Raw genomic sequence first — 23,668 nt, forward strand, 5'->3', positions numbered from 1 at the left:
GGAAGGAAAATAGTAAATGTTAAAGATCAAAAAAGTTATTCAAATTTTCGTAATATTTACTTGTTTTTCTTCAAGTTTCATCGGCTGCGAAGATTCCAAAAGTTCTTCCGGCGCAGAGGCTCTTCTTGCACTTGGGCTGGGAGGATCCGGATTCTTAAGTTCTTGCGATCAGAGAACACCAGAATCGGGCAGAGGAATTTTTGTAGCTGATGAGATCATTTCAGCTCCTACGAGTACTGGTATCGGATTCAAAGATTCGGATTGTTCTATCGACGGAATTCGCGGCCAAGGAAAGTTTAACGGCTCTCTTGACGTATATACTTTAGATGCTTCCGGAATCGGATCTTCTATCATACTTCGCTGGTCAGGAATAAAGGTACTTCCTACAAGCGGCATAGACTTTATAGTTTATGAAAACCCTTTCTTTGTAGGGGTTCAGAACAATTCAAACTCATTCGACAACGTTTTTATGGAACCTCTAATAGTAGAGGTAGGCAACGATCTAACAAATTGGTGCGGATGGAATCCAAACTATACGAATTCAGATCCGAATACTTTTGTGGGAAATCCTACATACTGGAATAATTTTGCAGGAATCACTCCCTTCATCTATAATCAAGACTCGAATCCAATGACTGTCTCCGAGGTTTTTGATACGGATATTATAAACGGAGGTGGGGGTGGAGATGGTTTCGACTTAGCAGATTCTAATTTTGGAAACTCCGGTTCCGGTTGTAGTGGTACCTTAAAAAGCGAAATCCAAACGAACGGATTTACTTATATCAAAATATCCGCAGCTAAAACGATTTTGACTTCTCTACCTATCGATTCGGCTCATGCAAATCCGGATATAGACGGGGTCATCGCGAAATCCGTAACTCCTTAACCTAAAACTGAAAAAGATCTTCCGTTCTTTTTCAGTTCAATATTAAAATTTTAACAAGTGAAAACATATGATCCGCCCAAAAGATGTGCACCAATTGAACCTAGATAAATTATTACGCAATAAAATTGATACCAAAACCAAGCCATTAGGCGCCTTGGGAAAATTAGAAGATCTTGCCTATCGAATCGGTACAATCCAGAACACAGTCGATCCCGTATTATCCAATCCGCATCTATTAGTATTCGCGGGGGATCATGGACTCGCAGACTCGGGAGTTTCCGCATTTCCTAAAGAAGTTACTTACCAAATGGTATTGAACTTTTTGAATGGAGGAGCAGCAATCAATGTGTTCTGCAAACAGCATGGAATCAAATTATTGGTTATAGACTCAGGAGTTTCCGGTAACTTCGAACAATCTCATCCGGATTTTATACCTGCAAAAATTGCCGCCGGAACTAGAAACATTCTGAACGAACCGGCAATGACAAGAGAAGAATGCGAAGAAGCAATTCGTATCGGCGAAGAGATCGCAATTACCAAAGTGCCAAAAGATTGTAATATAATCGGATTTGGAGAGATGGGGATCGGAAATACTTCCAGTGCTTCGCTACTCGCTTCCGTATTTTTAGATCGTTCCGCAGAAGATCTTACTGGAAGAGGAACAGGCTTGGACGATCAGTCCTTAGAACGTAAAAAAAAGATCCTAGCTGAATGCAGAGCAAAACATCAAGTAAATCCAAAAGATCCTATTGAAGTTCTCTCTAAGTTTGGAGGTTTCGAGATCGCGATGATCTGCGGAGCAATGCTTTCTTCTTATAAAGAAAATCGTTTGATCCTGGTTGACGGATTTATCGCAAGTTCTGCGTTTTTAACGGCGTCTAGAATAGAACCCAAGATCGTTCGTAATGCAGTCTTCGCTCATAAATCTTCCGAACAAGGTCATAAATTGATCCTGGAGTTTTTTGACGCAGATCCTATTTTAGATCTTGGACTTCGATTAGGAGAAGGGACTGGATGTGCGCTAGCTTATCCTATCTTAGAATCCGCATTGGCTTTCTTAAGAGATATGGCAAGTTTCGAATCCGCAGGCGTTTCCGAAAAAAAAGACTAGTCTCAAATCAAATTCTCGCTGCCTGAATCGGAGGAATGAATAAATTCGTCTTTGCATGTTTGGATTTATCCGCAAAGAACTGATCATTTTTCTTTCCTCCGTACGTTATAATACTCGTATCATCGTTCCGTCTTGGGTGGAACATTCGGACGAATATCTCAATTCTTCTTCCAGATATTTTCCTTTAGTTGGATGGATTGTTGGAGCTATAGCTTGGTTCGTTCTATGGGTTGCAGATCTTTCATTGAGTTGGGAGATCAGTATCGTTTTAGCAATGGCAGTTTCCGTTTTGGTTACTGGCGCTTTCCATGAAGACGGATTTACAGACGTATGCGACGGGTTCGGTGGAGGATGGACTAAAGAGAAAATCCTAGAAATTATGAAGGATAGCAGGATAGGCGCCTTCGGAACAATCGGAATTATACTCGTACTTCTTCTTAAATTCGTATGCTACAAATCTTTAGAAGAATTTTCCATCGAAGTTCTCTTCATCACCATACTATCCTCTCATTCTTCCAGTAGATTTTGGGCATTATTCACTGCAAAAACTCTTCCTTATGTGAGAGAAGACCAACTCTCCAAAGCAAAACCGATCATCCAAACTTTAAAAACTTCTAATGTAATTATTGCAGGGATTTGGGGACTGGCTCCTTGGCTCGCATTCTTTCACAACGAGTATCTTCCTTCGGATAGGGTTTTTGGATTTTTATTATACCCCTTCCTTTTACAAACATTCGGATATTTATATCTTAGAAGTTTTTACAAAAAATGGCTGGGAGGATATACAGGAGATTGTTTGGGTGCAGTCCAACAAGTTACCGAACTATTATATCTGATCGGGATCGTCGCCGCATGGAAATCTTTTTAGTCAGACATACCACTCCTGAAGTAGAACCGGGAACTTGTTATGGTAAATCGGATCTAGGACTTCCTTCCAGTTTTGAAAAGGAAGCGGAGAATGTTCTGAAACTTCTTCCTGAAAAAGTACATTCAATCCGAACCAGTCCTTTATTCAGATGTTATAGTTTGGCAGAATATATCAGCAAACATCTAGAATCAAAATCGATCACTCCCGCTTGGAAAGTGGACTCGAATATCCAAGAGTTGGACTTCGGTGATTGGGAAGGGCGTTTGTGGGAAGACCTACCAAGATCCGAAACCGATCCATGGATGGAAGATTTTGTAAACAGAAGGCCTCCAGGAGGGGAAACCTACTCCGAATTAAAGACAAGGATCTTAAGATCCTGGGAAGAAGGTCTTCAAGAAGCAAAGTCTTGGGAAAATCTCAAAAAAGAAGAAGGGGAAACATCCGAATACAAAACGATCTGGGTCAGCCACGGAGGACCAATCCGATGTTTATCATCTATGGTATTAGGTTTCCCCTTGGAGAATTCGTTTCGATTAGTTTTAGAATATGGATCCGTTTCTTGTTTTAAGATACGATTTGGAGAAATCGAATCTTATCCTCAATTTGTTTATTGGAATAAGAAGTAAACCTACTTAGAACTAATAAGACATAAACAAATAATCGGATCGCTAAGGTGTTTTTATTTTTATCCGATAAGGAATATAGTATTCGAATCCCTCATGTTCTCTTTCCGAAATTTCAGATATAGTTCCGTTCTTAATAACGAAATATTAAAGTATATTCTTATCATATCTTTACTTCTCGGCCCTTCTTTCCTCGTTTCGGATACTTCGCCCGAGCTTGCAGTACCAGGACAGCCTGAAACTGCAAAACTATTTATATTAGATGCAAGTGGTTCCATGAACGAATACCTTGGGATCTATCAAAAGGTTCATCTTGCAAAAAAGTACGTTCGTCATTATGTGGATAAACTTCCGGAGGAAACTGAAGTAGGTTTTATCGCTTATGGAAATCGTCTGCCTGGTTGCCAATCTTCCAGACTTTATCAGCCATTAGAAAAAGGAAATCGTCCCGGTTTTCAAAATAAACTTTTCGGTCTTACTCCTTCCGGCGCTACTCCACTTGCAGAATCTATCAGGATCGCGGGAGATTATATCGTTCGCAGGAAATCTCCAACCGACTTGATCTTAGTTACTGATGGAATTGAAAGCTGCTACGGAAATCCGGAAAAAGAACTCCAGGTGCTTCAACAAAAAGGTATAAATTTCAAAATGCATATCTTTGGTCTAGGACTGAAACCAGAAGAAAAAAGAATCATGCAATCTTTGGCCAAAATAGGAAACGGGAAGTATTATAATGTTGGAGAAGATAGCGATTTCTTTCTCGCGATGGAAGATCTTTTAAAACAAGAACCTCTACCTAAAAGAACGGAAGTAGAGTCGGAAAAGCGTAAACCTAAGATCAGGATCGCAGGAATCGAAAAAAATCAAACCGATTCAGAAGATAATTTTTATAGAGTAAAATTTATTTTTGAGAATTCAGATTCTGATAATCAATGTGTACTCTTAAATTTGAAAAGAAGAAGTTCTACTTCTTCTAAAATACAAAGCTGGAATCCTCAAAGAGCTTCTGAACCGGAAAGAGTATTGCGAACGGAACAAATCTGTTTCCGATCTAGAAAGGGAGAAGGAGAATTTCAGATCTCTGCTCCGGCACATCTTCCTTTAAACTTGGAATTGGAACTTTGGGACACAAAAGGTATCCCAAGTCCCGTGGACAAAAGTGGAGAAAAAAATCTAACCGAATAAGGTCTTAGAAAGATCTTAAAAAATCCAAGTTTTGATGATTCGGATAAGTTACCTTATATTCTAACTTGATCTCTTTTTTTCCGGAAGGCGGGATCACTAAATTCCACTCAATAATCCCAGAGTTAGCGCGATATTCTTTTGAACCAGGAGTACTTGCCTCTTGATTCACTTCTACTTTCACACTTGCTGATTCAGAAATAGGGATCTGCTCTCTTACTATCACAGTTTTACTTTCTTTACCGAAATTTTCCAAACTTAGATAAACTTTCTTCTCCATCACTTTTTGAGTAGAAATGAGTCCTTCTTTCGTTTGGTTCCAATCCTTTCTATAAGAAAGTCTTAAACTACCTTCCGTTCCAAGAGAGACGGAAAGATTTTCTTTCGGAGAAACATAAGAAACTTTTGTTCTTCCTACAAGCCCCGAACTTCTGAATAAAGAAACTTCCCCAGGAAGGATGGGAAATTCTCCCATATTCTGAAACTCAGCTTCTAATAGAGGAAACGGTTTGTATCTAGGAGAAGCCACGGTTTTTACCTGGATAGGCGCGTTAAAAGATAACATTTCGAATTTTCTGGATTCTTTTTGCGAAGCCAAGGTGATCGTTTTAGGAAGCCTGAATAAAAATCCGCTTCCTCTTTCGCTAGAAGGGGAAGGTTCTTCCGTAGAGGGAATATTGGATTCTTCATTAGGCATTTGAGCGGCACCGACAGCCTGAGTCTGGTTCGTAAGAATTTCCTGCTTCGAATCCACTTCTACATCAAATAACCTTAATGGACGAAGTCTGTCCCTTCTAAGAGACAGATCAGGTCTGGTGGTAGAAAGTAGAAGTTGTACTCCCTTCCAATCTTCTCCGGATTCTTGTCGAATCTCTACTATGTATTCCAGTTTCGCTTTAGTCAAAGAATCATCCGCAGTTAGAATATAAGTAGGTTTCCAGTCGGCGCTTGGAACTAAATAACTCAAACGAAGTTCCACACTCTTGGCCTCTGAACTTGTATTAACGATTTGGACCCAAGTTGTACGTGTACTTTTTTCCGCTTGGGACAATAAGAGTGAAAGTTGAGCTCTCGATTCCTCCAACTCGGTTTGAACCTTACGTTTTGATTTTTCTAATTTCTCCCAAGAGGCAAAAATTGAAACAGCTTCATCTCTGGTTTTTTTAAGATAAGTTCCCCAATTTTTTCCGTCTCCTTCTACCCTTCCGTATAGAAGATTACGGCCCACAACGTCCGAAACTTTTTTACGCATCTCTGATAATAGGTCTTTTTCGGCCCTTAGATCATTCTCTTTTGCTAATATATTTTCCAGATCCTTCTCCAGTTGCTGCACTTTTTTCTGGAGTTGGGCGACTTCCGGATTAGAAGCGGCAGTACCTTCTTCTTTCCAAGTCCTGGAACCTGTAACCTCTACTTGAGGAGAAGTTACCGCTGCCGTTAAAGTTTCCTCTAAAAGAGAAACTGGAAGATACGAAATTTCTATCTTATTAGTTCCGGGTTCTAACTGTACTCTTCCGGATCTTAAAATCTGAGCTGTTCCCTGATGAACGGTCACTTCTTTGATAGGAAGACTGAATTCTTTTCCGAATACCGGAAAAGAAACCAAAACGAAAATAAATACGAATTTCGCGACTGATGAATACATTAAAATTTTATAATTTTTCATAATAAGCCTCAATAAGAATCCGAACCAGGAGTTTCTCTTAGGATATTGTCCGCAGGATAAGAAACCGTGTATTCGAATTGAACTGTTTTGCGTGAGTTTGCACCGATCTCAAACTCGTAAGTCAAAATCCCATCGTCTGTTTTGGATTTAGGCGTATCAGTGCCTAAGGACCATTCCACTTTTACGCTATCATCGTTTGTATAAGGAATACGATCGATCAGGCGGACAGGAACAGCTCTACGTTTATTATTTTTAATAGAAATAGTAACTCTATAACGGATATTCTTTTTACGGGAAATGATCCCCGATTTATCATCCAGCTTTTCTTGTTTTCTCTCCACTTTGATATCTCTATCCGGCCCGAGTTCCATTTTGATCTCTTGGCCAGGTTTCAAAGTGGAGACCGTAGTTGTTCCTAAAAGATTTTCTCCTGAATAAATTTCCAGAGGGCCGGCAAGCAAAGGTTCTCTTTCCGTATTCGAAGAAACCACATTCAGAAAAACTCCATCGTTTGTAAGTGGAGAAGTTTCATAACCAGGACGAACGGTAATATTTCTTTTACGAAGGAATACTCGATTCAATGTGCGATCAGAAGGGATTTTTTCTCTAGACTGGGCAATATATCTGAAATCGAATCCTTCGGAAGAAATTCCCGGAGCAATCAATTGATTGGAATATTTTTTATCCGAACTCAATTGAGAAGATCTATTTAAAAGATTTTGCACTTCGTTTTCCAGATCTTTCAGTTCTTTTCTGGAACTTTCTCTTAAACCTGAAAATCTACGAAGAGCTTCTTTTCCATATCGAATGGATTCTTCGTATGATCCTTGGTCGAAAGAATATTTTTGGCTCGCAAGTTCTCCTTGCAGTCTGTTCATATTCTCTTCTACACGAAGTGAATTGGATCTGTCCTTATAATTTCCTTCTATCAATGCACGAGATTGCATTAAAGGACTATCATTCTTTTCCTGATATTGAACATCATCGATTCTCTCTTCCGCTTTACTTCTTTGAGAAATTTTAGGTGCAGGAGCTTTTTTCTTGGATTCCTTTTTACTTTGGATCATAGCGCCCGCGTTTGCAGAAGGTTTAGAAGGAGCGTCATACTCCTTATCAGCAGGAGAATAATCTTCTTCTCCCGAATACACAGCTACTTCTTTAGAAGCGATCCTGTATTCTCTATATTCTGGTAAGTCTATATCTTGGTTTGGATTCGCTGTGGAAAATTCTAATCGAACGTTTTTCCAATCTTCTCCAGTTTCATTCCGGACCAATGCATGCCAACCTAACTCCGCCTCTTGTCCGTTCGAATTCAATTCTAATGTATAACGAGGAAACCAGTTTGCACCTCGGATCAAATATTTATATTCAAATGGAAAAGTATTCGGAGTATCGGATTCAACATCTAAACGAATCTCTTTCCTGCGGAGTGTATCGCCTTCTGCTAGATGAGCGATCTTAGTGGTGACTATATAAAACTCTTCCCGGATACGATCTAACTCTTCTAACTTTGCTAATCTAAGTTTCGTATTATCTTCCGCTAGTTCGGCATACGTTTTGCGGAAGGAAGAAAAATTTTCCGAGTCGATCTTCTCCACTACTCCGTCCTGGTCTCTGATCGCAGGTTTAATCGATTTGATAGAAGCTTCCCAATCCAAAAGGTCTTGGACCTCTCTCGATTTTGTACTTAAAGCTAATAATAGACTTTCTTTCCTTTTTTCCAACTCTTCCGCTTCTTGGGATTTTTTTCTTCTAGATGCTTTTTCCGAAACACGTATCCCTTTGATCTTAAATTTTTTATTCGGATCGGTAAATGTGATGATCACACTCTTGTCCAAGGAAGCGATCGGAACTTCTCCCAATAAAACTTCCGAAACTCCCGCGGGAAGTTTAACCTCGGATTGTCTAGTAACATAAACCAGATCGGAATACAATAGAACGGAATCAATTCTTGCATAAGAAACGGGGACAGGAGATTTAGAGGCCTTCTCCTCTTCCGTAATGGCTGTAGGAGTGTCACTTGCTGAAGGATCGGATTCTTGGGCGTAAAAATTAGTCCCTAACAAAATCAGAAAAGATGCTGCAAGAACCGAGGAAGAAAAACGAGAAATCATAGGTTCTATGTGGATACTTGCCGAAACATAGTTCGTCAATTTATTTTCACAGCCATAAAAAAAGCGCCTTCGTTGAAAAGGCGCTTTTTAACTCTAAAAACTAGCTCAAAAATCAGGAACTAAACTGTTTTAGGCATGTATCCTTTGATGCTGAAAAACCTTTTTTGAGAAACCAAAAAGCCTCCCAACACAAAGAATGAGATCAATGCTACCTGTTTCATTAATTCAGGAAGATATTGTAAAGTCTCTACAGGAAGAACGGCAGTCAATTTTTCTACATGAGTAAAATCGAAAGGATATACATAGGTCAGAGCAGCGATAGAAGCCAGGCGGATCAGCTCAGAAACAATACCTGAAGTTTTTAGTTCGAAAATCGCGCCTATATTCCATAGAGTCCAAAGCACATAAAAACCTAAGACACACATCTCGAATAGAGGTAATTCTTTTTTGAATTCTAGATAGACCATAGAAGCACCCAACCCGAAGAAGAACTGAGTAATAGAATACGCTAATAATGTATAAGGAATATGTGTATTAAATTTTTGATAAGTAGAACGATCTATCTCAGGAGGAACCACTGATTCTCCCAGATCTTTCGGCTTCCAACCTGGAGGTTTGATCCAAACTAAAAATTTATCCTTCCAATTCTTAGTTTTCCAGGAAAGAAGGAATAACTCTTCGAAATAATGGAACTGTGTCCAAACAGGACTCCAGGTCTGCATAGGTTTTACGATCCCAAAGATAGGCTCTTCTTCTTCCTCTTTATAAGACCCGAACATTCTGTCCCAGATCGCAAATGTTCCCGCGTAATTTTTATCTATATACTTAGGATCTCTTCCGTGGTGTACTCTATGTTGAGAAGGAGTGTTGAATACCCACTCGAAAATTCCTAATTTAGGGATCGCTCTAGTATGAAGCCAGAACTGATAAGCAAAATTAATCTGGATACAAAGTAGGAACATGATAGGCGGAAATCCCATCAATGCCAACGGGAGATAAAATGGAAGAGAGAACGTATTTTGAGTGACTCCTTGTCTTAAAGCCACCGTAAAATTATAATCTTCACTTTGGTGGTGAGCCACATGAGAAGCCCAGAAAATATTGATCTCGTGCCCGAATCTATGATACCAATAATAGAAAAAATCCGCCAGAACGAAACAGAACACCCAACCTATCCAAGAATCGTTTGAAATATTCAATATTCCAAATTTTGCATATACCCAGGAATACACCGCCATCAATCCTAGAGTAATAAACACAGTAAAGATCTGCATAAAGATCCCGGCTGAAAGATTATTGATAGAATCCTTAAAACGATAGAATGGTTTATCACCAAACACTGAATAAAGTAGTTCAACAACTACCAAAACGAAAAATACGGGAGTAATCAGTTCAATTATATTCTTTTCCATCTCTATTACCGAGTTTCGACTATCTCTGTAGCGATCATTCGGTCAAGAAAAAGAACCGAGGCGGTTTTTGAATTCCGCCTCAGATGGAGCTATTAGATAACAGATGTTATTTTATTTCCGCCGAAAGGGGAAATGATTAGAAGAATAAGCTTACGGAGAAGTTTACGGACCAGATATATCCGCCGTAATTATAGCTTGGATTCCTCTCAGAAGGGAAAGTTTTATTGATCTCCACATTTTTCAACTGTTGGTTCGTGATCGCTAAATCAAAAATTACAGGGTTTTTCAATCTATCTTTCAAGAATGCAAAGTTCCTTCCGTTGAAGATATAGGAAACACCAATGGAATAGATCATGCGATCGTTATCCATCCAGTTGTTTGCTCCCGCATAATGAGGAACAGGACTAGGTCTTTTTCCGATACCTCCTCTGAACTTCAAGAAAGGACGGAAAGCATACTCAGCTCCCATACGAACGTTGGTGGTATCATGGAAATCAAGAGGTTCAGAATATTTTTCCTTAATTCTAGAAAGTTTATATAAACTCCAGATCTCTCTGTTCACATCCACGTTTAATAAAAGTTTTTCTGTAGGTCTGAATCCAATACCGTAAGACCAAACTCTTGGGTTGTACTGATCCAACAAAGCCAGATCGAAATCCAATTGAATCCCTAAAAGAGTCGTCTGGGCACGAGCAGGAATCGGGTCCGCAGACAAATAAGTTTCTCTTTTATACGAAACCCCGGCACTCCACTTACCATAAGTGAATTGGAGTCCATAAGTCGGGTTGATGATAGGTTTTAAAGTTAGAACTACTTGTGAGTTCGCTTGTACAGGATCCGGAGAGATCGGAACGTCTTTTAATAAGATCGCACCGGAACCGCCTGCAAGTGCGGTGATACCAACTCCTGCAAAAAGACGATCCTTCCAAAGTTCCACACCGACCCCGGCCATGATGGTAGGACGTTCATTACTTTTTCCTGATTGAAGGTATCTAGGAACAGTAGGGTTTTGATCGTTCACCACCATCAAGTTTCCGGAAGCAGGAACGATTGCGTTCAATCCGAAACGGATGGTTCTACCTATATCGAAAATTTCGTTTAGGTTCATTGTAAAACCCAAACCAACATAACTGTCGTCAGGGTTTTTAGTGTTCTCGTTCTTAGGAGCGTTGTTCTTTAATGTAGGGTTCGCGTAAGTCCCTAAGAAAGACACTTCATGATAAGGACGGTTCGGGCGGAGAAGAGGTTGATAAGTGAACATCCCCTTTCCCATATTCGCAAAGCCGTCTCTGAAATTAAACCAAGCTTTTTTGTACCACTTATCGGGAGGAGCACCGTTTTCAGTTTGAGGTTCGGTGTTAAGTAAAGGACCTTCTTGAGGAACTGGATTCCCATTTGCGTCCTTAGGAGCCTCTCCATTCGCTGCTGCTTCTTTCTCTTTTTCTTTTTGTTCCCATTGGGCGATGAACAAATCAGCTTCGTTCAATCTTCCCAAACCGGCAACGTTATAGAAAACCGCAGATGAGTTATTAACCGTAGCGGTAACTGCACCCGCCATTCCGGCCGCACCCGCATGGGCACCATAAATATCCCCGTAACTACCGGCAGTCAGCTCCGATGTGCCGACTCCTAATATCCCCAGAACTGCGAGGATAATCCTCGACCCGGAGATAATTTTTTGACTAGAAACTCTGTTTCGCATTTTCCTTCCTGCTTTGAACCAATTCCATAACTTATCCTAGCCCATCTAGAATTGGCTGATCTCTTTATTACACATCAGTTATTTTTTAAAAATTTTCCGTATCTTAGCGGAAAGGTCAAAATTGTCCACCAAAATCAAAAAAAGAGCCCTTGGTCATTTTTATCCATAAAATAGTAAAAATGATTAAAAATAGAAGATAAAGATCGATTATTGTAAAAGAATGAACGCTACATATATTTTTAGGTTTTAAAGAAGGATGAAAAATCCAATTTAAGAGCCGGAAATCGGTTTAGCGGACCGAGTCTTTTCAAAATATATCGAAATGATGTCAGCATAACGTAAATATCCCAAATATTTTCCATTCTCTCCCACAGGAATCTTATCCATTCCCATATCCAAGAGAGTTTTAAATGCAGTTGCGAGGTTTGTCCGGACGGAAATGGGCAGAATGGATGTGTCAGTTACATCTTTCACAAGGATCAGGTTCCGAGTGAGGTCTCTACCTTCTAAAAATAAGCGGCTTGTACGTAAGGAAATCATTCCGAAGTAGTTTCCGCTTTCTTCCAAAACGATATAGTCGCTTGCATTGATCTTCAAAGCTTCTTCTTCCAACTTAGAAAGAAGGGTAGAAGTTTTGACCTCTGCAATATTCCTAAGCTTGCCCCGGATATCTTGGATGAGGATACCTTCTAACAAATCTCGATTCATGTCCCAGTCATGAGCTGGAGATTGGAAGCGAGTATTCTTCTGACTTTTATACAAATTCAATTTATGAGAAAGTACAAAAGTGATGATCGAAACGATCATTAAAGGTGGAAGAAGAGAATAACTTCCTATGATCTCGCAGATCATCACCATTCCTGCAATCGGAGCACTCGCTATTCCCGCATAAAATGCTCCCATTCCAACAAGCACGAAAGAAGCAACGGACACTTGGTATCCTAAAACTAATTTTGCGAACGTCCCAAGAGCTCCCCCTAACATTCCGCCTATAAATAAAGAAGGACCGAACATTCCAGCAGATCCACCGCTACCGATCGTAAATGAAGTGGTGATAATTTTTAAGAACGCGAGTAGTAAGAAGAAGAATATAATCTGCAGATCCTGAGTTAGATAAGAAGTGTAATTGTGAAATTTAAAACTGCCTTCCAATACATCTTGCAAAACGCCTGCTCCAGTTCCGAGTACTTCCGGCAGAAAATAACCGATGATACCTACGGGAATTCCGCCTAATGCAGGTTTTATCCACATTGGAAGTTTCAAAGACTTGGACCATTCTTGTATGAATTGAAATACCTTAATTAAAAAGGCTCCATTCAAATAACAAACAATCCCTAAAAACAAATAAAAGATAAGTTCCTTATACTCTATAAATCCTATCTCGGGAACCTTATACACGGAACCGAATCCATTAAAGGAAGAGTATGTTAAGAATGCAGTCACGGAAGAAATGATACAAGGAACCAATGTATCACTTTCTATATCTTCTCGGTACATCATCTCAACAGAAGTTAATGCGCCTCCTAAAGGAGCATGAAAGATTGCGCCAAGTCCACCTGCAGTTCCTGCGAGTAATAATGTGCGTCTTGCTCTTGCGCCTGCCTTAGTTAAGTTTGCAACTAAAGAACCGAAACCTGCACCAATTAAAGAGATAGGACCTTCTTTTCCGCCACTTCCTCCGGAAGATAAAGTGAATATAGTTGCGACGGACTTGATCAAAGGGATCTTAGGATCTACCTTACCTTCTTTATTATGAAAAGAATCGATCAGTGAATCCGTTCCAGTGCCGGCGGAATCGGGGGAAAATTTCCATATAACTAAACCGGCAATCAAACCTCCCAAAACGGGAAGGAGCAGAAGAGCCCATCTTCCTAAATAAATAGAAACGATCGGTTCCAGAGAAACAAAATATTCTCCGCCCGAATGTGTATTATGTAAACCTGATATAGATTCTAAAGAAATGTATTCTGCCCAGGCAAGTGCTCTAGAAAAAAGAAGAGCGCCTAAACCGGAAACAACCCCTGTCAGAACACAATATAAATATAAGGACCTTCTGCCCTTAATTGTAAAATAAGATGAGATCGGTCTTTGCCGGAATTCTGCGTAGATATTTCCGAACATAAAGGATCTTTAAAATGATTTGGAAACCGAGATTTCCATGATCCGATTGTGGGTATAAGTATCCTGCCAACCGCCGATCATTCTATACAATCTAGGTAGGACTAACAAACCTATAAATACGGGTGCTCCTGGAGAATCCAAAACATTTCCCGAAGGAGTAGGCTTTAAAAAGTAAGTCTCAAGAGCGCTATTCTTTTCCATTGTAGTAGTCGCATAATAATATCCGATACCTGCAAGTAAAAGATCCAAACCGATATAACCGAACATACTTTTGAGTCTATCCGAACCTCCATAAACCGGAGATTTATAAGAGTTATAAAAAACGGAAGCAGCAGGTTGGATTATCGCCAAGGACTCGCTCCAAAAATAACTCTTGCGATAAGGTTCGAACTTTGCGTCTTCCGAAACGTCGGTATAATTCGCAAGTCCTCCCGTTAATTCTTTTTTAGTAAGTTCTTCTTGTAGAAAATTCCTAAAGATCCTTTCGCTTCCCTTTTTAGAAGATTCGATTCGGATCAAACTCATCTTATCTCTTTTTGCTAGCCCTAAAACGAATACATCCAGCTGTAAGGGAGAATACCATTTAGAAGTATATCTAAATGCAAAACCTTTCGTGTTTTGATTGGATAATATCCTATCATAAGTCAATCGATTCAAAGCGGAAAGAAGTCTTGTATCATTTTCCCCCGGATCACCTTCTAATTCGAAAACTTCTCCGGCGTATATAGAGGAGAAGGAAGACAAAAAGAAAAATAGGAATAAGGTTTTTAGGATTTTATGTTTAAATCTTTTTTGCATGTTCATTAAGAGATCCGATCCCCAAGGAGAAATCCGGCCAAAAGCATGGACGCGTTATAAGTGATATGTGCAGTCACAGGCACCCATATATTACCGGTTTTTAAATAAGAAATTCCGAATGAAAGTCCCACAAATATAAGAAGGATCGGAGCCACATAAGATCCCCCGTTAAAATGGACCACTCCGAAAATAACGGAGGTGATAATAAGTCCAATCGAACCTATATTTTTTTCCTCAAAGTATTTTAGTAAAAATCCTCTAAAGAAAAATTCTTCGAAAATTCCGGCTCCGAAAGCGATTGCAAGCAAGGTCCATCCTAATAGCTTCCAATTCATGTAAAGGTTTTTGGTAAGAATGATTTCTAAGTAATTGGATTGGGGTTTGCCTATGATAAAAAAGATCAAACTACTTGCTACATTCACAAAACAGAATGTGGCAAATCCAGTTGCAACACCTGCAAGTATATCTCTAACATTTGCTGAATCAGTGAACTCTGCAGTTTCTATCCTAGCGATCTTTCGGATAAAAAAGTAAGAAGGCACTAAAAAGCATAATCCCCAGATGATCCTGTCCAAGGACAATAACCAAGGGCGTTTGGTAACCACATACTCCGTGTATTCTCGAACAGCTTTTTCGGCGGAGGCAGGTTCATTCCAAGCCACTTCGGAAGATACTGTGTTTACTACTTCTTTTGTTTTAACGAAGTTTTGTTTAGGGGTTTTGAGAGATAAGGTGCTCTCCACTTGGAATCGGGTCACCCTCATATAGGAATACATACCGATGAACAGTACGAAAACCTGGATCAGACCCATGAGCAGAACGTCTCTGCCAGGTGCGAGTTTTTGATCTTCCTTTTCTAAATCCATTCCAAAGGGCCCTTCCAATCATTTATGGGGGATTTTTTGCGTCATTGTTTTTTTATAATCTGCCGACTATAGAAAAGATATGCCTTCCTTCAAAAGACATCTCATTTTATTATCCGCACTCATACTAATCTCTCTGAACGAGGTCCAAGCGGTTTATGATCGTCTCCCCTTAAAAAGTTTAGAATATTCGGATACTAAGATCATCCGAGTCAGAGAAGAGATAAAATATAACCTTCAAATTTCAGTTTCCAATTTGGACCAAAAAGATCTGGTCCATCTTAGATTCCTAGTCTACAAAGTTGGACCCAAGGATACTTTTTTTAAGATCATGGCCAGGACCGGAATGGACTTGGACACTCTTTCCTCAGTAAACGAATTAGCTTCTCCTCAAGACATCTATCCTGGGATGGAACTTTTAATCCCGAACATGAGAGGAGTTTACGACTCGGAAGAACATTCTCCGGACGAATCCTCGCGCAAAAAAGTCGCGGCCCGTTTTCGGATCTCTCCCAAATTCTTATACTATGATGACCTCAGAAAATCCTGGTTCGTTCCAGGAAGAGGATTACCTAAAGAAGAGAAGAACTTTTTTTACGGATTAGTATTCTCGGATCCGTTGGCGGAAGAAGGAAGATTGAGTTCCAAGTTTGGAAGAAGAAGGGACCCTTTCACAAAAAAGGACACATTTCATGGTGGAATCGATCTTGCGGCAGAAGAAGGAACTCCTGTATATGCATCTGCAGATGGAGAAGTTTCCTTTTCAGGAACAAGAGGCGGATACGGAAGCCTGATCGTTCTAAAACATGGATTGGGTTACGAAACTAAGTACGGGCATTTAAGCAAACTGCTAGTCTCTCCAGGTACAAAGGTCAAAAAAGGACAGTTGATCGGAGAAGTCGGAATGAGCGGAAGAGCCACCGGATTTCATTTACATTTTGAAGTATTAAGAAATAGTTTGAGACAGAGGCCCATTTTTAAGGGTCATGTCTGATGTTCTATCGATCTATTTCTAATCCAGCTATTAGGATATTTATTCCTTTCGTCCTTTTGACCTCAATTTTTGGACTCTTTATTCTATTAGGTTGGACCAAAACCGACCCGACAGATTATGATCCGGACGATATTATTCGCCAAGAAGAAAGAGATATATTATTTATATCTAATGTAGTAAACGAAAAATCTCCGATAGAAAAACCCTTCGGTCTTGCAATTGATTCTAGAGGATCCATTTATACGGGTTCTTCCGATGGAAATATTTATAAGATCAAAACAGACGGACAAACGGAATTATTCGCTAAAACTTCCGGAAGAGTATTGGGAATCGTATTCGACGGAAAAGAAAATTTAGTTGCCTGTGTTTCAGGACTAGGGCTCGCATTTTATGATATTAAAGGAAATGAGAATGTCCTACTCAGAGAAGATTCGGAAGGAAATCCGTTAACAAATCTGTACGGTTTGGATATAGCATCCGATGGAACCGTTTATTTTACTGAAGTAAGCCGAAAATTTCCTTACGAAGATTCTTATTTGGAAGAATTAGAATCCAAACCTAACGGCAGGATTCTTTCTTATAATCCAAGAACCCAAGAAGTAAAAACAATTTTGGATGATCTATATCATCCAACCGGGATCAGTTTATCTTCTTCCGAAGATTTTTTGGTCTTTGGAGAAAAGTATAGGCATCGTGTTTCTCGTTTTTGGTTAAATGGAAAGAAGGCGGGCAAAGATCAGTTCTTGATCACACATCTTCCTGGAAGTCCTGCATTGATCAGTTCGGATTCTCAGAGAAATTTTTGGATCGCTTTATCTTCTCCAAGACATATAGCGATCGATAAGATCCAAAACTTTCCACTTTTAAAAAAGATAATCGCTTCACTTCCATTCTTCTTTAAACCCCTAGAGGGAGAATTAGCTTATATTCTTTCTATGAATGAAGAAGGAGATATTAGCCTTTCTTTGATGGATAATACTTCGGATAAATTGGGATCTATTACTTCTGCTTTGCAGTATGGATCCGGGGTTTTACTTGCAGGGTTTTCTACTCAAAAAGTATGGAAGTGGAAGTTTGAAACGCTGGAGATGTTTTTCTAAACAAAAAAGCGCCCCGATCGGAGCGCTTTTGGAAAGAATCGATTTACATCGCTCCTAGCAATTCCCTGAACTTATCCAAGGAGTATCGAGCGGCAAAGTCTCCGAATCTTTCATCCGGATTTCCTTCTTTTTTCCAAACTTCGAATGCTTTCTCTAGTTGGACAGGAATATCCGCAAAAGGAACCTTCTTGGCAACATAGTCGCCCACTTTAGTTCCTTCCGGATTTCCTCCAAAGAATAAGGAATATTTTCCTCCAGCTTGTTGACCAACGATTCCAATTTCTGCAGAATAAGGTCTTGCGCATCCGTTAGGACATCCGGTCATTCTTACGATCGGAGCTCTATCGTTCAGATCTAGTTTATCGATCACTTTTTGGATGGATTCTAATAATTGAGGGAAAGTCCTTTCGGATTCGGTCAATGCTAATCCACAAGTGGGAAGTGCAGGACAAGCAAGTGCACGATCATATAAAGGTTTAGGAGAAGCAGGATTAATATTATATTCTTTTAATTTAGCTTCTAACTTCTCTTTATCCTCTTTTTTGACTCCCATCAAAACCAAGTCCTGATCCGCAGTTACCTGCACGCTTAGGTTAAAACCAGAAATGATATCTTTCAAAGCTGTCTTTAAGGGCTTCTCAGGGAAGTCTTTGATCCTTCCGGAAAGAGTATGGAATCCTAATGCAAGAGTTCCATCCGCTCTTTCTGTCCAACCAAGATAGTTTGGAGTTTCCCATTTAGGAAGTTTACGATCAATATCGAATTTTGCACCGGATCTACGTTCTACTTCGGAGCGGAACCATTCTACACCCTTCTCCGCCAAAACATATTTTAAACGAGCATGTTTACGGTTAGTACGATCTCCGAAATCTCTATGAGAAGTTACTATACCTTCAGCAACTGGGATCAGATCTTTTTCAGGGATCCAACCTAGTAAATCAGCAGCTCTAGGATAAGTCTCAGGCTTATTGTGAGTCATTCCGAGCCCACCGCCCGCAAAAGCGAAATAACCGTCTATCTTACCATTCGCATCTAAAGTAGCTGCGAATCCCATATCGTTCGTATAAATATCGACTGAGTTATTACCAGCAAGTGTAACAGCTATCTTGAACTTTCTAGGAAGATAAGTAGTTCCATAGATCGGATCAGGTTCATCTTCTTTATTAAGTTGGTTTTCGCCCAGCCAAAGTTCTGCATACGCATTACTCTTATATTTAAAATGGTCGGACATCAATTGAGCGATCGGGTCTAATTGGGTAAGCTCTTTGTTTCCCCAAGGATTTAAAGCTTGAGTCACGTTACGCACAACGTCACCGCATGCTCCCATAGTGGAAAGATTCACCTTATGGACTGCTTGCATGATCGGTTTCAGATCTTTTAAAAGGATCGTGTGCATTTGAATGGATTGTCTAGTCGTTAGACGTAAAGCTCCACCACCGAATTTATCAGCCAGATCATCCCATACCATATACTGGTCAGAAGTAAGTCTTCCACCCGGAATCCTTCCTCGGATCATAAAAGAGGTTGGGTTCTCTATAAATTCGCCAGCATCGTCTTTTCTACGGTCCCTGTCCTTCTGCTGGTACATTCCGTGGAATTTGATCAATTGTTTATCATCTTCCTCGAATCCATCTGCACCCGTTTCGATAGCAGTACCGATTTTTCCTCTTAGTCCCTTAGAGGCGGTTTTAATATGTTCGACTTCGCTAAGTTCTTTTTGTTCTGACATCGATCGTATTCGTCCTTTTGGATTATAGCTTTCCTATGATTTCGCATCCGTGGAGAGATATTTTTCTTTGAACTCTCCAAGAAGAAATTTGAGAGCCGCTTTTCTTTTTTCCGGATCTCCCAGTTTACTCTTACTTAAATTACGGATTTCTAATAAATTTTCCAATTCCGGATCATGATCCTTGGGAAGGATCTCCTCTAGAATGGTACGGATGGTTCCTGCAAGTCCAGCGAACCCTCCTTGAGTGGAAACCGCCACACGGATCGGGCCCCTATCAAAATATGCAGAAGAATAAAAATCACACAGAGAAGGATCATCCGCACAATTGATCCAAATTTTTTTTTGTTTGGCGTATTCCACCAGATCACGATTGGTCTGCCTATCGTTTGTAGCGGAATATACCAGATCAAAACCGTTTAGATCGGAAATCTGAACTTCTCTTGTTTCTATTTTTGCATCTTTAATGGAAGAAAGCAAACGAACAGTTTCCGATTTGAATTCTTTAGAGATAACTGTAAGTACACAGCCGGTATCTTTAAGATGTTGTAATTTTTCGAGAGCGACATTTCCCCCGCCCACTACTAACACTTTTTTATTTTCTAATTTTATAAAAACCGGAAGAAGTTGGCTCATACTCCTTCTCCTTGAGAAGCAAATCCTTGAAAGTCTAGTTCAGGATTTTCTCCGATCAGATGTACGACAGGCCCTATATAAATAATCCCAGGTCCGGAACTTTGTTTGGATAAACCTTCTTCTATAATTCTACCCAAGCTAGTTATAGTGACCTTCTGATTTTTTAAACTCGCGTTCTCTACGAGAGCCACTGGAACAAGAGAAGAAGCTCCGTTATCGATCAAATTTTTAGAGATCTGTACAATGGAAGAAGTTCCCATAAACAGAGCGATCGTACCCTTAAACTCCGCAAACCATTTCCAATCGGTATCTTCCTGTAAAACAGTATGACCGTCCATGATCAGTACCTGTCTGGACAATCCTCTATGTGTTAAAGGAAAACCTGCTCCGGAAGATCCAGCGCTTAATGCGCTTACTCCGGGAATTATCTCATATGGAATTTTATGTTTTCTTAAAGTAAGTAATTCTTCTCCGCCTCTGCCGAATACGAAAGGATCTCCTCCTTTCAAACGTACTACGGTTTTACCTTGGAGAGAATATCGAACGATCAGATCCTGGATCTCTTCTTGGGTTGCAGAATGTTGTCCTGCCCTTTTACCCACATAATGAACAAGCGCAGAAGAGGGAAAATATTCCAAAAAGGAAGAATCTAATAAAGCGTCGTAAAGAATTACTTCCGCTTTTTCTAATATTCTGAGAGCTTTCAAGGTCATTAGTTCCGGATTTCCGGGACCTGCGCCCACCAAATATACTTTTCCCACTTCGGTATTCATCAAATTAGATCAGTAAGCTCCTACGATCATTCCCGCGCCCACAGTATTGTTCGTACCCTCATCCACCAAAACGAAACTTCCTGTTCCACGATTTTCAGAATAAGGATCGAACGCGATAGGTTTTGCGGTTCTGATCTTGATCCTTCCGATCTCATTCAGAGCAAGTTGAGAAGATTCTAATTTTTCGTGAGTTTGGATATCTATTCTAAAGGAAATTTCCTTAACTGCGGATTTTACGGAGCCCGTGGTTTGTCTTAAAAGATATTTGTTCCCTGGTACCAAAGACTTTGCATCCATCCAACAAAGTTCCGCTTCCAGATCTTGGGATACGGTAGGTTGGTGTTTATCAGTAACGATCATATCACCGCGACTAATATCGATTTCGTCGTCCAAAAGAATAGTAACAGACATTGGGGCGAAAGCTTCTTCTACTTCGCTTTCATACGTATTGATCGATTTGATTTTAGAACGTAATCCGCTAGGAAGAACTACTATATCATCTCCCTTTTTGAAAACGCCACTTCTAACCTGACCTGCATAACCTCTGTAATCATGGTGTTCTTCCGTTTGAGGACGGATCACATATTGAACAGGGAATCTGGGCTCGTGTTTGGTCTCATCCACTTCGATTTCTAGATCTTCTAGATAACCAAGAAGTGTTTTGCCTTTCCACCAAGTCATATTCGGAGAAGTATCTACAACATTGTCCCCATTCAACGCGGAGATCGGTATGAACTCCAACCCTTTAAAATCCAGATCGGAAGCAAAGTTTTTATAATCTTCTACGATCTCTTCAAAACGTTCTTTGGAAAAATCCACTAAGTCCATTTTATTCACGCAGATAACTACATGAGGGATTTTTAATAGAGAAGCTATATAAGAATGTCTGTAAGTTTGTTCGATCACTCCTTTACGAGAATCGATCAAAATGATTGCAAGCTCGGAATTAGAAGCGCCTGTCACCATGTTTCGAGTGTATTGGATATGCCCCGGGGCATCTGCAATGATAAACTTTCTTTTAGGAGTAGAGAAATACTTATAGGCTACGTCTATCGTGATCCCTTGTTCTCTTTCCGCTTTTAGTCCGTCTGTAAGAAGAGCCAAATTGACCTGACCATTCACTTGGCCTGTTTTTTCGATGGCTTCTAACTGGTCTTGGAATACGGATTTGCTATCGTACAAAAGACGACCGATCAAAGTGGATTTTCCGTCGTCTACACTTCCTGCAGTAATAAAACGTAATAAGTCCATCAGAAGTAACCGCCTCTTTTACGTTCTTCCATCGCAGCTTCGGAACGTTTATCGTCTAATCTGGATCCTCTTTCCGTAGTTCTGGAAGTTTGGATCTCACGAATAATATCATCTAAGGAATTTGCTTCAGATTCAACTGCCGCAGTACAAGTCATATCGCCTACAGTCCTAAAACGTACAGTTTTCTCTTCCACTTTATCGGAAGAATCCAAAGTCACGAATTCTGAAACAGGGAATACTACATTCTCTCTCCAGACAATTTGTCTTCTATGAGAAAAATATAATGAAGGAAGCGGAATATTTTCAGACTTAATATATTCCCAAACATCCAACTCGGTCCAGTTACTAATAGGGAAAACTCTAACGTTCTCTCCCACGTGGATCTTTCCGTTATAAATATTCCAAAGTTCCGGTCTTTGTAATTTAGGATCCCAACTTCCGAATTCATCACGCACGGAAAATACTCTTTCTTTTGCGCGTGCCTTTTCTTCGTCCCTTCTCGCTCCGCCTATACAAGCATCAAATTTAAATTCTTCGATAGTATCTAATAATGTAACTGTTTGGATTGCGTTTCTGCTTGGGAATTTCCCTTTTTCCTCTACGGCCTTTCCTTGGTCGATGGAATCCTGAACATATCTAACGATCAGTTTTTCTCCGATCCGGTTCGCAAGATCATCACGAAATTGTAATGCTTCCTGAAAGTTATGGCCTGTATCAATATGTACCAAAGGAAATGGGAATTTTCCAGGGCGGAAAGCTTTAAGTGCAAGATGCACTAAAGTAATTGAGTCCTTTCCTCCGGAAAATAAAAGCGCAGGTCTTTCAAATTGGGCGGCAACTTCCCTGAGTATATAAATGGATTCCGCCTCTAGTTGTTGGAGATGCGACAATCGAGTTCTAGTCGTCATACTTCTGATCCTTTTTTTCTTACCAGTTTTCCATCCACCCAATGCAGTCCGCATTCTTTCGTGGATTCATTCTCCCACCACCAACGGCCGGCTCTAAAATCTTCGCCCGCCATGACCGCTCTTGTACAAGGAGCGCATCCGATACTGGGATATCCCTTATCATGAAGAGGATTGTACGGAATATGTTTGTCTTGGACGTACTGTTGTACTTTCTCCCAAGACCAATCCAGAATAGGATGGAATTTCAAAATATCCCTTCCAGCATCCAACTCCACTTTGGTTAAATTTTCTCTGGAACCGGATTGATCGTTACGAATTCCGGTAATCCAAATTTTCGCTCCCTCTAAAGCTCTGTTCAAAGGGATAACTTTGCGAATATGACAACATTCTTTTCTATTTTCTATAGAATCGTAGAAGGAATCGGGGCCCTTCTCATTGATCAGATCTTCTACCGCTTGCGCATCTGGGAAGAATGTTTGGATTCGTTTACCATACATTCCATTCGTGCGTTTATGAAGTTCGTAAGTTTCGGTGAACAATCTGCCGGTATCCAATGTAAAGATACGAATGTCCAAATTTTGGGAATAGATTGCGTGAGTGATTACCTGATCTTCTAAACCAAAGCTTGTGGAGAACACCGCCTGATCAGGAAAATCTTGGGAGATTTTCGCCAAAGAATCTTCTAAGCTCAGACCTTTTAATTTTGCTTCCAGATCGGATGGACTCATCGAAATCGAACCTTTTTATATTGGACGTGCCCGAATTAAGGCTGACCAATATAATGTACCAAAGTTTTATATATTGGACTATTTGTAAAGTATAGTTGATGCTATATTACAAGGATCCCACCGGAGCCGGTACAGAATAGAGAATTTTTATAGAATATAGAAATTCTCTGATTTGCTTCGAGAATCTTATATCTCTGCCGAATTTA

20 protein-coding genes are annotated in these 23,668 nt (G+C 40.0%); 7 read left to right on the forward strand and 13 right to left on the reverse strand.

Features of this window, described 5'->3' with window-relative positions; genetic code table 11:
* Nucleotides 1-25 precede the first annotated feature (25 nt).
* The 5 genes from EHO58_RS07985 to EHO58_RS08005 all read left to right on the forward strand — a co-directional run bounded on the left by EHO58_RS07985 (nt 26) and on the right by EHO58_RS08005 (nt 4,673).
* On the forward strand, nt 26-886 hold the full coding sequence (locus tag EHO58_RS07985; protein WP_244241104.1) for an LIC_13355 family lipoprotein: 861 nt from the start codon (nt 26-28) through the stop codon (nt 884-886).
* 67 nt (nt 887-953) lie between these two features.
* Nucleotides 954-1,997, forward strand: coding sequence for a nicotinate-nucleotide--dimethylbenzimidazole phosphoribosyltransferase (cobT, locus tag EHO58_RS07990; protein WP_135679575.1), 1,044 nt, complete (start codon nt 954-956; stop codon nt 1,995-1,997).
* Nucleotides 1,998-2,052: 55 nt separating this feature from the next.
* A complete protein-coding gene (locus tag EHO58_RS07995) occupies nt 2,053-2,865 on the forward strand; it encodes an adenosylcobinamide-GDP ribazoletransferase (RefSeq protein ID WP_135628042.1) in 813 nt (270 codons plus the stop codon).
* Nucleotides 2,850-3,491, forward strand: a complete 642-nt coding sequence (locus EHO58_RS08000) for a histidine phosphatase family protein (RefSeq protein ID WP_135628041.1) — start codon at nt 2,850-2,852, stop codon at nt 3,489-3,491. Before EHO58_RS07995 ends, EHO58_RS08000 begins: the two co-directional genes overlap by 16 nt.
* Before the next feature lie 93 nt (nt 3,492-3,584).
* Nucleotides 3,585-4,673 (forward strand): vWA domain-containing protein, encoded by a 1,089-nt coding sequence (locus tag EHO58_RS08005; protein WP_135679576.1) that lies wholly within the window; start codon nt 3,585-3,587, stop codon nt 4,671-4,673.
* Nucleotides 4,674-4,677: 4 nt separating this feature from the next.
* On the opposite strand, the gene EHO58_RS08010 is transcribed toward EHO58_RS08005, so the two are convergent.
* From EHO58_RS08010 to EHO58_RS08040, 7 genes are all read right to left on the reverse strand, one after another.
* Nucleotides 4,678-6,336 (reverse strand): mucoidy inhibitor MuiA family protein, encoded by a 1,659-nt coding sequence (locus EHO58_RS08010; RefSeq protein WP_135679577.1) that lies wholly within the window; start codon nt 6,334-6,336, stop codon nt 4,678-4,680.
* A gap of 8 nt (nt 6,337-6,344) precedes the next feature.
* Entirely contained in the window at nt 6,345-8,450 is a 2,106-nt protein-coding gene (locus EHO58_RS08015; RefSeq protein ID WP_135679578.1) for a mucoidy inhibitor MuiA family protein, read from the reverse strand.
* 119 nt (nt 8,451-8,569) lie between these two features.
* Entirely contained in the window at nt 8,570-9,862 is a 1,293-nt protein-coding gene (locus tag EHO58_RS08020; protein WP_135679579.1) for a sterol desaturase family protein, read from the reverse strand.
* 136 nt (nt 9,863-9,998) lie between these two features.
* The gene (locus EHO58_RS08025) at nt 9,999-11,564 is read right to left on the reverse strand and encodes an OmpP1/FadL family transporter (protein WP_135679580.1); all 1,566 of its coding nucleotides are present in this window, start codon (nt 11,562-11,564) and stop codon (nt 9,999-10,001) included.
* Nucleotides 11,565-11,834: 270 nt separating this feature from the next.
* Nucleotides 11,835-13,685: a chloride channel protein gene (locus EHO58_RS08030; protein WP_135679581.1), complete on the reverse strand. Its 1,851-nt coding sequence runs from the start codon at nt 13,683-13,685 to the stop codon at nt 11,835-11,837.
* 9 nt (nt 13,686-13,694) lie between these two features.
* Nucleotides 13,695-14,489, reverse strand: a complete 795-nt coding sequence (locus EHO58_RS08035) for a hypothetical protein (RefSeq protein ID WP_135679582.1) — start codon at nt 14,487-14,489, stop codon at nt 13,695-13,697.
* On the reverse strand, nt 14,489-15,349 hold the full coding sequence (locus EHO58_RS08040; RefSeq protein ID WP_135679583.1) for a CPBP family intramembrane glutamic endopeptidase: 861 nt from the start codon (nt 15,347-15,349) through the stop codon (nt 14,489-14,491). The genes EHO58_RS08035 and EHO58_RS08040 overlap by 1 nt, the downstream gene beginning before the upstream one ends.
* Nucleotides 15,350-15,428: 79 nt before the next feature.
* On the opposite strand from EHO58_RS08040, the gene EHO58_RS08045 reads away from it, so the two are divergent.
* Both EHO58_RS08045 and EHO58_RS08050 read left to right on the forward strand, forming a co-directional pair.
* Complete coding sequence (locus EHO58_RS08045) at nt 15,429-16,340, forward strand: M23 family metallopeptidase (protein ID WP_135679584.1); 912 nt, start codon at nt 15,429-15,431, stop codon at nt 16,338-16,340.
* Nucleotides 16,340-17,440, forward strand: coding sequence for an SMP-30/gluconolactonase/LRE family protein (locus tag EHO58_RS08050; RefSeq protein WP_135679585.1), 1,101 nt, complete (start codon nt 16,340-16,342; stop codon nt 17,438-17,440). The genes EHO58_RS08045 and EHO58_RS08050 overlap by 1 nt, the downstream gene beginning before the upstream one ends.
* 43 nt (nt 17,441-17,483) lie before the next feature.
* Here the strand turns inward: EHO58_RS08050 and EHO58_RS08055 are convergent, their stop codons facing one another.
* Genes EHO58_RS08055 through EHO58_RS08080 form a run of 6 tightly spaced genes read right to left on the reverse strand, consistent with a single transcriptional unit; the run spans nt 17,484 to nt 23,462 of the window.
* Complete coding sequence (locus EHO58_RS08055) at nt 17,484-19,169, reverse strand: NADPH-dependent assimilatory sulfite reductase hemoprotein subunit (RefSeq protein WP_135679586.1); 1,686 nt, start codon at nt 19,167-19,169, stop codon at nt 17,484-17,486.
* Nucleotides 19,170-19,202: 33 nt separating this feature from the next.
* Complete coding sequence (locus EHO58_RS08060; RefSeq protein ID WP_135679587.1) at nt 19,203-19,802, reverse strand: precorrin-2 dehydrogenase/sirohydrochlorin ferrochelatase family protein; 600 nt, start codon at nt 19,800-19,802, stop codon at nt 19,203-19,205.
* Nucleotides 19,799-20,575, reverse strand: a complete 777-nt coding sequence (gene cobA, locus EHO58_RS08065; protein ID WP_135679604.1) for a uroporphyrinogen-III C-methyltransferase — start codon at nt 20,573-20,575, stop codon at nt 19,799-19,801. Before cobA ends, EHO58_RS08060 begins: the two co-directional genes overlap by 4 nt.
* 9 nt (nt 20,576-20,584) lie before the next feature.
* Complete coding sequence (locus tag EHO58_RS08070) at nt 20,585-21,826, reverse strand: sulfate adenylyltransferase subunit 1 (RefSeq protein ID WP_135679588.1); 1,242 nt, start codon at nt 21,824-21,826, stop codon at nt 20,585-20,587.
* Entirely contained in the window at nt 21,826-22,734 is a 909-nt protein-coding gene (gene cysD, locus EHO58_RS08075; RefSeq protein WP_086447709.1) for a sulfate adenylyltransferase subunit CysD, read from the reverse strand. The genes EHO58_RS08070 and cysD overlap by 1 nt, the downstream gene beginning before the upstream one ends.
* A complete protein-coding gene (locus tag EHO58_RS08080) occupies nt 22,731-23,462 on the reverse strand; it encodes a phosphoadenylyl-sulfate reductase (RefSeq protein ID WP_135679589.1) in 732 nt (243 codons plus the stop codon). Before EHO58_RS08080 ends, cysD begins: the two co-directional genes overlap by 4 nt.
* Nucleotides 23,463-23,668: the final 206 nt, after the last annotated feature.

Origin of the sequence: Leptospira selangorensis (assembly GCF_004769405.1) — a bacterium.
In the GTDB taxonomy this organism is placed as follows: domain Bacteria; phylum Spirochaetota; class Leptospiria; order Leptospirales; family Leptospiraceae; genus Leptospira_B; species Leptospira_B selangorensis.